The organism is Candidatus Poriferisocius sp., from assembly GCF_965219815.1.
GTDB lineage: Bacteria > Actinomycetota > Acidimicrobiia > Acidimicrobiales > Bin134 > Poriferisocius.
This window is the reverse complement of record NZ_OZ244791.1, coordinates 620,499-633,682: the sequence shown is the minus strand read 5'-3', so window position 1 is coordinate 633,682 and position 13,184 is coordinate 620,499. Positions and strand designations below refer to the sequence as shown.

The 13,184-nt window shown below is 64.5% G+C and carries 8 protein-coding genes; all 8 read left to right on the top strand.

Annotated elements, in window-relative coordinates; genetic code table 11:
• Nucleotides 1-121 precede the first annotated feature (121 nt).
• The 8 genes from rplJ to tuf all read left to right on the top strand — a co-directional run bounded on the left by rplJ (nucleotide 122) and on the right by tuf (nucleotide 13,180).
• Nucleotides 122-703, top strand: a complete 582-nt coding sequence (gene rplJ / locus ACOQPI_RS03130) for a 50S ribosomal protein L10 (RefSeq protein ID WP_420618244.1) — start codon at nucleotides 122-124, stop codon at nucleotides 701-703.
• Between the two features lie 69 nt (nucleotides 704-772).
• Nucleotides 773-1,168: a 50S ribosomal protein L7/L12 gene (gene rplL / locus ACOQPI_RS03125; RefSeq protein ID WP_420618243.1), complete on the top strand. Its 396-nt coding sequence runs from the start codon at nucleotides 773-775 to the stop codon at nucleotides 1,166-1,168.
• 221 nt (nucleotides 1,169-1,389) lie between these two features.
• On the top strand, nucleotides 1,390-4,974 hold the full coding sequence (locus ACOQPI_RS03120; protein WP_420618242.1) for a DNA-directed RNA polymerase subunit beta: 3,585 nt from the start codon (nucleotides 1,390-1,392) through the stop codon (nucleotides 4,972-4,974).
• Nucleotides 4,975-8,901 carry a DNA-directed RNA polymerase subunit beta' gene (locus ACOQPI_RS03115; RefSeq protein ID WP_420618241.1) on the top strand — a complete coding sequence of 1,309 codons (3,927 nt, stop codon included), beginning with the start codon at nucleotides 4,975-4,977 and terminating at the stop codon, nucleotides 8,899-8,901.
• A gap of 66 nt (nucleotides 8,902-8,967) precedes the next feature.
• Nucleotides 8,968-9,339: a 30S ribosomal protein S12 gene (gene rpsL / locus ACOQPI_RS03110; RefSeq protein WP_420618240.1), complete on the top strand. Its 372-nt coding sequence runs from the start codon at nucleotides 8,968-8,970 to the stop codon at nucleotides 9,337-9,339.
• 42 nt (nucleotides 9,340-9,381) lie between these two features.
• The gene (gene rpsG / locus ACOQPI_RS03105; protein WP_420618239.1) at nucleotides 9,382-9,852 is read left to right on the top strand and encodes a 30S ribosomal protein S7; all 471 of its coding nucleotides are present in this window, start codon (nucleotides 9,382-9,384) and stop codon (nucleotides 9,850-9,852) included.
• Between the two features lie 23 nt (nucleotides 9,853-9,875).
• Nucleotides 9,876-11,954, top strand: coding sequence for an elongation factor G (fusA, locus tag ACOQPI_RS03100; protein ID WP_420618238.1), 2,079 nt, complete (start codon nucleotides 9,876-9,878; stop codon nucleotides 11,952-11,954).
• Between the two features lie 35 nt (nucleotides 11,955-11,989).
• Complete coding sequence (gene tuf / locus ACOQPI_RS03095) at nucleotides 11,990-13,180, top strand: elongation factor Tu (protein ID WP_420618237.1); 1,191 nt, start codon at nucleotides 11,990-11,992, stop codon at nucleotides 13,178-13,180.
• Nucleotides 13,181-13,184 lie beyond the last annotated feature (4 nt).

Sequence of the window (13,184 nt, the reverse complement as noted above, 5' to 3'; positions counted from 1 at the left end):
GACACTCGGTTCCCACCGAGTCGTTGGCCAACCTGACGAGGTGAACCCTCCCGAAACTCGTGGGGCGTTCGCACGTTAGCGGCGCCCCATTGCTGGTTTTTGCGGAAGGTTCAGCAATCTGATGGAAAATCCCCGCCCCGAGAAAGTAGCCGTTGTGGACGAGGTGCGCGACCGCATCTCCTCCACCGAGGCGGTGGTCCTCACCGACTACCGCGGCCTCGACGTGCCGGCCTTGGCTGATCTGCGCCGCCAGCTGCGCGAGGCCGGCGGCGAATACAAGGTGTACAAGAACACCCTCACCCGCTTCGCGGCCCGTGAGCTGAACCTCGACCTGGACGAGATGCTGGTGGGCCCCACTGCGCTGGCCTTCGTCGGCAACCGGGAAGACGGCACCCCCGGCGACGCGGTGTCGTTGGCCAAGGCCCTGTGCCAGTACGCCAAAGACTCCAGCTTCCTGTCGATCAAGGGAGGGGTGCTCGACGGTCAGGTGCTCTCATCCGACGAGGTGAGCGCCCTGTCCAAACTGGGCACTCGAGACGAGATTCTGGCTGAGATCGTCGGGCTGCTGGAAGCCCCCATGATCGAGATGGCCGGGCTGCTGGAAGCCCCGCTGGTGGAGATGGCCGGCCTCCTGGACGCTCCGCTGGTCGAGACGGCCGGGCTGCTGGAGTCGCTGAGCGAAAAGGGCGGCGCCGCCGCATGACCCCGCTCAATCACGCCAGCGCAAACAATCGATAACCACTAACCACTGACAAAGGAATGAGAAACAGCCATGTCCAAAGTTGACGAGATTCTGGACTCCATCGGGTCCATGACCGTGCTCGAGCTCTCCGAGCTCAAAGAAGCCTTCAAAGAGCGCTTCAACGTAGAGGCGGCGGCCCCTGCCGCAGCCATGCCCATGATGATGGCCCCGGGCGCCGCCGACGGCGGAGACGGCGGAGGCGCTGCTGAGGAGCAGAACGAATTCGACGTGGTCCTGACCAGCGCGGGCGAAAAGAAGATCCAGGTCATCAAAGAGGTGCGCACCCTCACCAACCTGGGCCTCAAAGACGCCAAAGAGCTGGTGGACAACGCCCCCAAGCCCGTCTTGGAAAAGGCCTCCAAGGAGGATGCCGAAAAGGCCAAGGAGCTCATCGAAGCCGCAGGTGGGGCTGTCGAGCTCAAGTAGCTCGCCAACAGCCCAGTCACCAGCAAAAATCATGTCGGGCTTGGCTTGTAAACCATGCCCGCGCCGCGTATCATTCCTTGATACCCGCTCGCTCGTCTCCCCGGCCACGCCTTCTCCTTTGACGCGGCCGCGTTTACGGGATTCCGTCGTCCCGTTGACGTTCAGGGATTCAGGCAGCATACCGGCGTTGCCCATCCACCACACCACCTCAGGAGCTCACCTTGGCCCCCCGAACGGCGACCCGCGACCGCTACTCCTTCGGAAACCTGGAGGATGTTCTTCCCCTGCCCGATCTCATCGCGGTTCAGAAGGACTCATTCCAATGGTTCATCCGGCAGGGCTTGGCCGATGCCTTCCGCGACATCAGCCCCATCAAAGACTTCTCGGAGACCCTTCAGCTCGAGTTGGAGTTCGACCCCGACGATGAAGACCTGAACCCCGGCCCCCGCTGGGGCACCACGGTGGAAGAGTGCAAAGAGAAGGACATGACCTACTCGGCACCCATCCTGGTGCAGGCCCGGTTCTCCAACCGCAACACCGGCGAGATCATCGAGCAGATCGTGTTCTTGGGCGACTTCCCGGTGATGACCGACAAGGGCACGTTCATCGTCAACGGCACCGAGCGGGTGGTGGTCTCCCAGCTCGTGCGCTCCCCCGGCGTGATCTTCCAGCCCGGCGAGCGGTTCCGGCTTCGCAACCTGAGCAAGCATCAGCTCGTCACCGGCACCATCCACCCCTACCGGGGCGAGTGGATCGAGTTCGACGTCGAGCACAAGCCGGGCCGCAACCCCACGGCCGGCGCCCGGGTGGCCCGCAAGCGCCGCATGAGCCTGTTCACGCTGCTGCGGGCCTTGGGATACGACGAGGAGGGCGCTCCCGGCTTCCTGGATCGCTTCGTGGCCCACTTCGACTTCTTGGCCGACCAGTGGGAGAGCGACAAGCACCAGCACGTCACCCAAGACGACGCCCTCCTGGAGATCTACAAGCGGGCCCGTCCCGGCGAGCCCCAATCGGTGGAGGCAGCCCGCAATTACTTCCGCAATGCCTTCTTCGAGAGCCGCCGCTATGACCTGTCCCGAGTGGGCCGCTACAAGCTCGACCGCAAACTGGGTCCCGAGCTGGACCGCATTGAAGAGCTGTTCGGCCTGACGCTCGAGCGTCCTGAGGCCGACCAGCCGGTGCTCTCCCCCGCCGAGGTGCTGGCCACCTGCACCTACCTCCTGCACCTGGTGAAGTTCGAGCCGGGCTACCGCCTCGACGACCAGGACCACTTCGCCAATCGCCGCATCCGCTCGGTGGGCGAGCTGATCCAGAACCAAGTGCGCATCGGCCTGTCCCGCATGGAGCGAGTGGTGCGCGAGCGCATGACCACTCAAGACGTGGAGGCCATCACCCCCACGTCCCTCATCAACAACCGCCCGGTGGCCGCGGCCATCAAGGAGTTCTTCGGCACCAGCCAGCTCTCCCAGTTCATGGACCAGGTGAACCCGCTATCGGGTCTCACCCATCGCCGCCGTCTCTCGGCGCTGGGCCCGGGCGGCCTGTCTCGGGAGCGGGCCGGGTTCGAAGTGCGCGATGTCCACTTCTCCCACTACGGCCGGATGTGCCCCATTGAGACTCCCGAGGGCCCCAACATCGGTTTGATCGGCGCCCTGGCCTCCTATGGCCGGGTCAACGAATTCGGGTTCATCGAGTCCCCCTACCGCAAGGTGGTCAACGGCCAAGTCACCGACGACATCATCTGGCTGGCCGCCGATGACGAGGAGGAGTATGTGGTGGCCCAAGCCAACGCCCCCCTCGACAGCCAGAACCGGTTTGTGAACGACCGGGTGCTGGTTCGGCGTTCTCCCCAAGCGGCCACCATGAAGGGCTTGCAGGCCCAGCTGGAGCAGGAGGTGTTCTTCGGGGCCACCACCGAGATTTCCTCGGTGCCCCCCGACGAGGTCCAGCTCATGGACGTCTCCCCCAAGCAGATCGTCTCGGTCGCCACCGCGCTCATCCCCTTCCTCGAGCACGACGACGCCAACCGCGCCCTCATGGGCGCCAACATGCAGCGCCAGGCCGTTCCTCTGGTCCGGCCCGAGGCGCCGTATGTGGGAACCGGCATCGAGGGCAAGGCCGCCCGCGACGCAGCCGACATGATCATCGCCAAAGAAGACGGCACTCTCACCGATATCGCCGGCAACAGCATCACGGTCGACTACAAGAACTCCGGTTCCACCACCTACAAGCTCATGAAGTTCGAGCGGTCCAACCAGGACACCTGCATCAACCAAAAGGCGCTGTTGCAGGTGGGCGGCCGGTTCCGCAAAGGCGACATCCTGGCCGACGGCCCGTCCACCGACCACGGCGAGATGGCCCTGGGCAAGAACCTGCTGGTGGCCTTCATGGCCTGGGAGGGCTACAACTTCGAGGATGCGATCATCCTGAGCGACCGGCTGGTGCGCGACGACGTGCTCACCTCCATCCACATCCACGAGCACGAGATCGATGCCCGCGACACCAAGCTCGGCCCCGAGGAGATCACCCGCGACATCCCCAATCTGTCGGAGGAGATCCTGGCCGACCTCGACGAGGAGGGGATCATCCGCCCCGGTGCCGAGGTCGGTCCCGGCGATGTGCTCGTGGGCAAGGTCACCCCCAAGGGCGAGACCGAGCTGACCCCTGAAGAGCGCCTGTTGCGGGCCATCTTCGGCGAGAAGGCCCGAGAGGTGCGAGACACCAGCCTCAAGGTCCCCCACGGGGAGAACGGCAAGGTCATCGACGTCAAGAAGTTCAACCGGTTCGCCGGCGATGAGCTGCCTCCCGGAGTGAACCAACTGGTTCGGGTGTACGTGGCCCAGAAGCGGAAGATCTCGGTGGGCGACAAGCTGGCCGGACGGCACGGCAACAAGGGCGTCATCTCCAAGATCCTCCCGATGGAGGACATGCCCCATCTCGCCGATGGAACCCCGGTGGACATCATCCTGAACCCGTTGGGAGTTCCCTCCAGGATGAACGTGGGCCAGGTGCTGGAAGCCCACTTGGGCTACGCCGCCCGCTGGGGCTGGGACATCAACGGCACCGTGGGCCACGAGCCCGAGCGGGGCGACGGCCGCAAGACCCGTCCCACCACCCGGGCGTCCACGCTGGTCTCCACTCCGGTGTTCGACGGCGCCCATTGGGACGAGGCCGGACACTCTGGCCAGCACCCCACCATCCAGCAGCTACTGGCCAGCATCAAGCCCGAGACCACCGATGGCGAACGCCTGATAGGCGAAGACGGCAAGGCCATGCTCTACAACGGCCGCACCGGCGAGCCCTACGACAACCGGATCATGGTCGGCTACATGTACATACTGAAACTGGCCCACTTGGTGGACGACAAGATCCATGCTCGCTCCACCGGCCCGTATTCGATGATCACCCAGCAGCCGCTGGGCGGCAAGGCCCAATTCGGCGGCCAGCGCTTCGGCGAGATGGAAGTCTGGGCGCTGGAGGCCTATGGCGCGGCCTACTGCCTCCAAGAGCTGCTCACCATCAAGTCCGACGACGTCCTCGGCCGAGTGCGGGTGTACGAGGCCATAGTCAAGGGCGACAACATCCCCGAGCCGGGCATTCCGGAGAGCTTCAAAGTGCTCATCAAGGAAATGCAGGCCCTGTGCCTGAACGTGGAGGTCAGGGACACCGCCGGCCAGCAGGTGGAGATCACCGAGCTGGACGACGATGCCTTCCGCACCTCCGAGGAGTTGGGCATCGACATCTCACGCCCCGAGCGGGGATCTGACGACGAAGACGAGCGCCGCGTCATTGGGAGGAGCTTCTAGATGTTGGACGTCAACGCATTCGACCAGCTCTCCATCGGGCTGGCCACCGCCGATGCCATTCGAACGTGGTCCAACGGTGAGGTGAAGAAGCCCGAGACCATCAACTACCGCACGCTTCGCCCCGAAAAGGACGGCCTGTTCTGCGAGAAGATCTTCGGGCCCACCAAGGACTGGGAGTGCTACTGCGGCAAGTACAAGCGCATCCGCTTCAAGGGCATCATCTGCGAGCGGTGCGGCGTGGAGGTGACCCGCTCCAAGGTGCGCCGGGATCGGATGGGCCACATCGAGCTCGCCGCTCCCGCGGTACACATCTGGTATCTGCGGGGTACGAGGTCGTGGTTGGCCTATCTGCTCATGGGCACCGAGCCCAAGGAGGAGTTGAAGGCCAAGCAGCTCGAGAAAGTCATCTACTTCGCGGCCAACTTGGTTACCGAGGTGGACGAGGAGGAGCGCCACAAGCGGCTTCCCGAACTCGAGCGGGAAATGCACGAGGAGATCGAGGCCATCCGCGAGGAGCATCAAGAGCGGCGCGATGAGCGCATGGCCGAGCTGGAGGCCGAGCTCGCCGAGGTGGAGACCTCCGATGCCAGGGATCTGGACAAGCGGCAGAAGGCGGCCGAGAAAGACCTGCTAGCCCTGGAAGAGGAGTACGCCGAGGAAATCGAGATGGTCGAGCGGGCTTTCGAGGAGTTCTCCAGCCTGTTCCCCCGCAAGATCATCGAGGACGAAGAACTGTGGCGGGAGATGGAGGAACGCTACGGCGAGCTGTTCTCCGGCGGCATGGGTGCGGCGGTCATCGCCACCCTGATTGAAAGCGTCGATCTCGACGAGGAGGAGCGCAAGCTCCGGGAGCAGCTCGACCCCCCCGAGGGCCAGAAGAAGCTGTCCCAGCAGCGCGAGCAGAAGGCCATCAAGCGGTTGAAGATCGTGTCGGCGTTCAATCGGCGCGACCAACACGGCCGGCGCATCAACGACCCCCGGGCCATGATCCTGGACGCCGTCCCCGTCATCCCCCCCGAACTGCGCCCCATGGTGCAGCTGGACGGCGGCCGCTTCGCCACCTCAGACCTGAACGACCTCTACCGGCGGGTCATCAACCGGAACAACCGGCTCAAGCGCCTGCTCGACCTCGGGGCCCCCGAGATCATCGTCAACAACGAAAAGCGGATGCTCCAGGAGGCCGTCGACGCCCTGTTCGACAACGGCCGGCGGGGACGTCCAGTGACCGGTCCGGGCAACCGGCCCCTCAAGTCGCTGTCAGACATGCTCAAGGGCAAGCAGGGCCGCTTTCGCCAGAACCTCTTGGGCAAGCGGGTTGACTACTCCGGCCGTTCGGTCATCGTGGTCGGCCCCACCCTCAAGCTGCACCAGTGCGGCCTGCCCAAGCTCATGGCCTTGGAGCTGTTCAAGCCCTTCGTCATGAAGAAGCTGGTAGAAGAAGACTTGGCCCAGAACATCAAGTCGGCCAAGCGGATGGTTGAGCGCCGCCGTCCCCAGGTGTGGGACGTGCTCGACGAGGTCATCCAAGAGCATCCAGTGCTGCTGAACCGAGCCCCCACCCTGCACCGCCTCGGCATCCAGGCGTTCGAGCCCGTGCTGGTGGAAGGCAAGGCCATTCAGATCCACCCGCTGGTGTGTACCGCCTTCAACGCCGACTTCGACGGCGACCAGATGGCAGTTCACCTGCCGCTGTCGGCCCAGGCCCAAGCCGAGGCCCGAGTGCTGATGCTCTCGGCCAACAACGTGCTGAGCCCCGCTCACGGTCGTCCTCTGGTCACGCCCGGCCAGGACATGATCATCGGGGCCTACTACCTCACTGAGGAAGTGGAGGGCGCGCTGGGCGAGGGGCGGGTATTCCGCCACCAGCACCAGATCGAGCGGGCCTACGAAGGCGGCGAGGTCGCGCTTCACGCCCGCATCGAGTACCGCATCCCCGAGCTGGTGGAAACCCCGGCCAACGGCGATGCCGCCACCTACACGCCCACCACGGTGGGCCGGGCGCTGTTCAACAGCACGCTGCCCGACGACTTCCCCTATGTGAACCGGGTGGCTACCAAGCGGGACATCACCACCATCGTGGACAAGCTGGCCCAGCAGTACGCCAAGGAAGTTGTGGCCCGCAGCCTCGATGCTCTGAAGAACCTGAGCTTCGAGTACGCCAGCCAGTCTGGGCTCACCGTGTCGGTGGACGACATCAAGGTCCCCCACGACAAGAAGAACATCCTGGACCGCTACGAGAAGGAAGCCGACAAGGTCGAAAACCAGTTCCGACGGGGCATCATCACCGACGGTGAGCGCCGCCAGAAAGAGGTTGAGATCTGGACTGAGGCCACCGAGATGGTGCGTCAGCGCATGGAGGCGGTGCTCCAGTCTGAGAAGTTCAACCCCATCGACATGATGGTGGGATCCGGCGCCCGGGGCAACATGATGCAGGTCCGCCAGATTGCGGGCATGCGGGGCCTCGTGGCCAACCCCCGTGGCGACATGATCCCCCGTCCCATCAAGAGCAACTTCCGCGAGGGCCTGGCGATGCTCGAATACTTCATCGCCACTCCTGGTGCCCGAAAGGGCTTGGTGGACACCGCGCTGCGCACCGCTGACTCCGGCTATCTCACTCGCCGACTGGTCGATGTCGCCCAAGAGGTCATCATCAACGAGCGCGATCCGATCGAATCCGGAGGGCCGATTCGCGGCATCTGGATCGAGGACGTCATGCCCGACCAGCCAGGCAAGCGCACCTACTTGGAAACCCGCCTGTTCAGCCGCACGCTGGCTGATGACGTGACCCTGGACGACGGCACCGTGCTGGAGCAGGGCACCATCGTCGGCGACGAGGAGATGGCCCGACTTCGCGACGATCCCACGGTGACGAGGGTCCGAGTGATGTCCCCCCTCACCGATGACTCCGAGGTGGGGATCAGCCGCGCCTCCTACGGACTCTCCTTGGCCACCGGTCAACAGATCGAGGTGGGCGAGGCCGTCGGCGTGATCGCCGCACAGTCCATCGGCGAGCCGGGAACCCAGTTGACCATGCGGACCTTCCACACCGGCGGGGTGGCCGGCAAGGACATCGCCGGCGGTCTGCCCCGAGTTGTGGAGCTGTTCGAGGCCCGTACGCCCAAGGGCAAGGCCGAGCTGACCCGGATTTCCGGCGTGGTCCGCATCAACGAGGAGGACGGCAGGGCCAGCCGGCTGGCCGTGGTGGGCGACGACGGCGCCGAGTGGTCCGTCGTGATCGACCCGGCCTGGAAGCTAGCGGTGGTCGAGGGCCAAGAAGTGTCGGCCGGCGATCCGGTCGCCCAAGCCGACGGGCCGCGCGACCCCAAGGAGCTCCTCGAGATCCGCGGGGTGCGGGAAACCCAGCAATACCTGGTAGACGAGGTACAGCGGGTGTACCGGGACCAAGGCGTTTCCATCCACGACAAGCACATCGAGCTGATCGTCCGCCAGATGACCCGTCGAGTGGCCATCCAGGAACCGGGAGACTCCGATTTCCTGCCCGGCGAGCGGGTGGACTCCCAGGTGTTCACCAACGTGAATCGCACCCTGGCCCAAGAGGGCAAGCGCCCCGCTGAGGGGCGGCCTGAGCTGATGGGGATCACCAAGGCCTCCCTGGCCACCGACTCCTGGCTATCGGCCGCGTCGTTCCAGGAAACCACTCGAGTGCTGACCGAGGCAGCCATCGAGTCTCGTCAAGACGGTCTCATCGGCCTCAAGGAGAACATCATCATCGGCAAGCTGATCCCCGCCGGGACCGGCATGGAGATGTACCGAGAGATCGCCACCCACGCTCCCGATTACACCCCGATGGAGTACTACACCTCCGCTGACGACGATGTTGACCTGGCAGATCAGTTTGCCCAGTGGGCCGCATCGGCCGACGCCGAGGGAGCCGACGTGTTGCCGATGGGGAACATAGGCACCTAGACTTAAACTTAGAGCGCGGCCTTTGCTGCGCCATCAATCTTGTTCCAATCAGCCCTAGGAAGTGCTGTGCCCACGATTCAGCAGCTGGTGCGCAAAGGTCGCCAGTCCAAATTCCGCAAGGAGAAGACGCCGGCTCTCAAAGGCGCGCCCCAGCGACGGGGGGTTTGCACCCGGGTTTACACAACAACCCCGAAAAAGCCGAACTCCGCACTCCGGCGAGTGGCCCGCGTCCGCTTGACCAGCGGAATGGAGGTCACCGCTTACATCCCCGGAGAGGGGCACAACCTCCAGGAGCACTCCATCGTGCTGGTGCGCGGCGGTCGAGTTCGCGACCTGCCCGGTGTCCGCTACAAGATCATCCGCGGCACCCTCGACACGTCGGGAGTCACCGACCGCCGACAGGCCCGCAGCCGCTACGGCGCCAAGAAGGACGCATAAGATGTTCGGCGATTCCTGCGGCACTGAGGGAGAGGCCTAGTCATGCCGCGCAAGGGCCCGGCGGGGCGACGCGATCTTCCCAACGACCCGGTCTATGACTCTTTGCTCGTCACCCAGTTCGTCAACAAGATCCTGCAACGGGGCAAGCGCTCCACCGCAGAGCGAATTGTGTATGGCGCACTCGACATCGTGGAGCAGAAGACCAGCGCCGAGCCGCTGGGCACCCTGAAGCGAGCCGTAGACAACGTGCGCCCCCAACTCGAGGTGCGCAGCCGTCGAGTCGGCGGCGCCACCTATCAAGTCCCCGTGGACGTTCGCCCTCGACGGGCGAACACCCTGGCCATCCGCTGGATCGTCAACCACGCCCGAGAGCGGCGTGAGCGCACGATGATGGATCGGTTGGCCAACGAAATCCTGGATGCCTCCAATGGCCTGGGTGCGTCGGTGAAGCGGCGCGACGACTTGCACAAGATGGCAGAGTCGAACCGGGCCTTCGCCCATTACCGCTGGTAAGCGGCTTTACCCCCCTGAGCGCCATGTCTCGTCACCCGTTGGAAAAGACCCGCAACATTGGCATCATGGCCCACATTGACGCGGGCAAAACCACGTGTACCGAGCGCATCCTCTACTACACCGGCAAGGCCTACAAGCTCGGGGAGGTCCACGACGGCGCCGCCACGATGGACTGGATGGAGCAAGAGCAAGAGCGGGGCATCACCATCACCTCGGCCGCCACCACTGCGGAGTGGGCCGGGCACCGTATCAACATCATCGACACCCCCGGCCACGTGGATTTCACCATGGAGGTGGAGCGCTCTCTGCGGGTGCTGGACGGCGCAGTGGCCCTGTTCGACGGTGTGGCCGGGGTGGAGCCCCAGTCGGAAACGGTGTGGCGCCAGGCCAACAAGTACGGCGTCCCCCGGATCTGCTTCATCAACAAGCTCGACCGCACCGGCGCCAACTTCGAGCGGGCGGTGCTCACCATTTCCGAGCGGCTGCGGGCCAATACCGCCATAGTGCAGCTTCCCATCGGGATCGAAGCCGACCTGCTCGGCGTGGTCGACCTGGTGGAGATGCAGGGCCTGGTATGGCGGGGCGACGACTTGGGCGCGACCTGGGATGTCACCGAGATTCCCGACGACCTCAAGGACAAAGCCGAGGAGGCTCGCCTCGAGCTCATCGACCTGCTCACCCAGTTCGACGAGAACCTGTTGGAGAAGTACATCGAAGACGAGGACTCGATCACTCCCGCCGATCTGCGGGCCTCGCTGCGAACCTGCACCCTGTCGCTGGACATTGTGCCGGTGCTTTGTGGTTCGGCCTTCAAGAACAAAGGGGTGCAGCCCCTGCTGGACGCGATCATCGAATACCTCCCCTCCCCGCTGGATGTCCCTCCGGTCGCGGGCCTCTACAAGGGCGAGGAATGCGAGCGGCCCGCCGACGACGAGGCCCCGTTCAGCGCGCTGGCATTCAAGATCATGAGCGACCCCCATGTGGGCAAGCTCACCTACTTCCGGGTGTACAGCGGGGAGATGGCCAAGGGCAGCCAGGTGGTCAACGTCCGCACAGGACGCAAGGAGCGGATTGGGCGCATCCTGGAAATGCACGCCAACGACCGGGAAGACCTCGACATCGTCCGGGCCGGCGACATCGTGGCCGGTATCGGCCTCAAGGACGTGCGCACCGGCGACACCCTGGCCGATTCCAACTACCCGATCGAGCTAGAGCAGATGGACTTCCCCGACCCGGTGATCCAGGTGGCGGTGGAACCTCGGACCAAAGCCGACCAGGACAAGCTGGGAAAGGCCATGTCGGCCCTGGCCGAAGAGGATCCCACCTTCCAAGTCCGCACCGACGAGGAGACTGCGCAAACCCTCATCGCCGGTATGGGCGAGCTGCACCTCGAAGTGCTGGTAGAGCGGATGCTGCGGGAGTTCAATGTAGACGCCTCGGTGGGCAAGCCCCAGGTGGCCTATCGCGAGACCGTTTCCGCCGGGGTGGGCAAATTTACCTACACCCATAAGAAGCAGACCGGCGGCTCGGGCCAGTACGCCGAGATCACCTTCAACCTGGAGCCGAACGACCCCGGCAAGGGCTACGAGTTTGCCAGCGAGGTCAGTGGCGGGCGCATCCCCAAGGAGTACATCCCCGCGGTGGACAGCGGTATGCAAGACGCCATGACCACCGGCCCTCTGGCTGGTTTCCCGGTGGTCGATCTCAAGGTAACCCTCACCGACGGCAAGCACCACGACGTGGACTCCTCAGACATGGCGTTCAAGATTGCGGCCACTGCCGCCTTCCGCGAGGCCGCCCGTCAGGCCAAGCCTGTTCTGCTGGAACCGATCATGGCCGTCGATGTGGTGACTCCCGAGGAGTACATGGGGGATGTGATCGGCGATTTGAACGGTCGGCGGGGCAAGATCGACAGCATGGAGCAGCGGGGCCGTGAACAAATTGTCAAGGCCCATGTGCCACTATCGGAAATGTTCGGGTACGCTACCGAACTCCGGTCGCGAACACAGGGGCGTGCAACGCACACCATGCAGTTCGACACCTACCGGCAGGCGCCTGTAAAGGTGCAAGAGGAGATCGTCGCCCGCATTCGGGGCGAATAATCAGGGGCCAAGAGCCCGGTTTCGGAGGATGAAAAATGGCTAAAGAGACATTCGAGCGCACCAAGCCGCACTTGAACGTGGGCACGATGGGCCACATCGACCACGGCAAGACCACCCTGACCGCGGCTATCACCAAGGTGCTGTCGGAGGCCGATCCCACCACCACGCAGTTCACCGAGTTCGACAACATCGACAAGGCCCCCGAGGAGCGGGAGCGGGGCATCACGATCAACGTGGCCCACGTGGAGTACGAGACCTCCAATCGCCACTACGCCCACGTCGATATGCCCGGCCACGCCGACTACATCAAGAACATGATCACCGGCGCGGCCCAGGTGGACGGCGCCATCTTGGTGGTGTCGGCCGCCGACGGCCCCATGCCCCAGACCCGAGAGCACGTGCTGCTGGCCCGCCAGGTGGGAGTGCCCGCCATCGTGGTGGCCCTGAACAAGGTCGACATGGTGGACGACGACGAGCTGTTGGAGCTGGTGGAACTCGAGGTGAGGGAGCTGCTCAACGAGTACGACTTCCCCGGCGACGACATCCCGGTGATGCCGGTGTCCGCGCTCAAGGCCCTCGACGGCGACGGCGACGCCGCCCAGCAGGTGATCGACCTGATGGAGCAGGTGGACTCCTACATCGAGGAGCCCGAGCGAGATGTGGACAAGCCCTTCTTGATGCCCATCGAAGACGTGTTCTCCATCACCGGACGGGGCACCGTGGTCACCGGCCGGGTGGAGCAGGGCATTGTCAACACCGGCGACAAGGTCGAGATCGTCGGCATCAAGGACACCGCCGAGACGGTGTGTACCGGAGTGGAGATGTTCCGCAAGCTGCTCGACGAGGGCCGCGCCGGCGACAACATCGGCGCCCTGCTGCGGGGCACCGACAAAGACGAGGTCCAGCGGGGTCAGGTGCTGGCCAAGCCCGGCTCCATCACCCCCCACACCAACTTCGAAGCCCAGGTCTACGTGCTGACCAAGGAAGAGGGCGGGCGCCACAAGCCGTTCTTCAGCAACTACCGGCCTCAGTTCTACTTCCGCACCACCGACGTCACCGGCACCATCGCCCTTCCCGAGGGCACCGAGATGTGCATGCCCGGCGACAACACGGAGATGGTTGTGGACTTGATCGCCCCCATTGCCATGGACGAGGGACTGCGCTTCGCCATCCGCGAGGGTGGCCGCACCGTGGGTGCGGGCACCGTCACCAAGATCGTCAAGTAGCTCT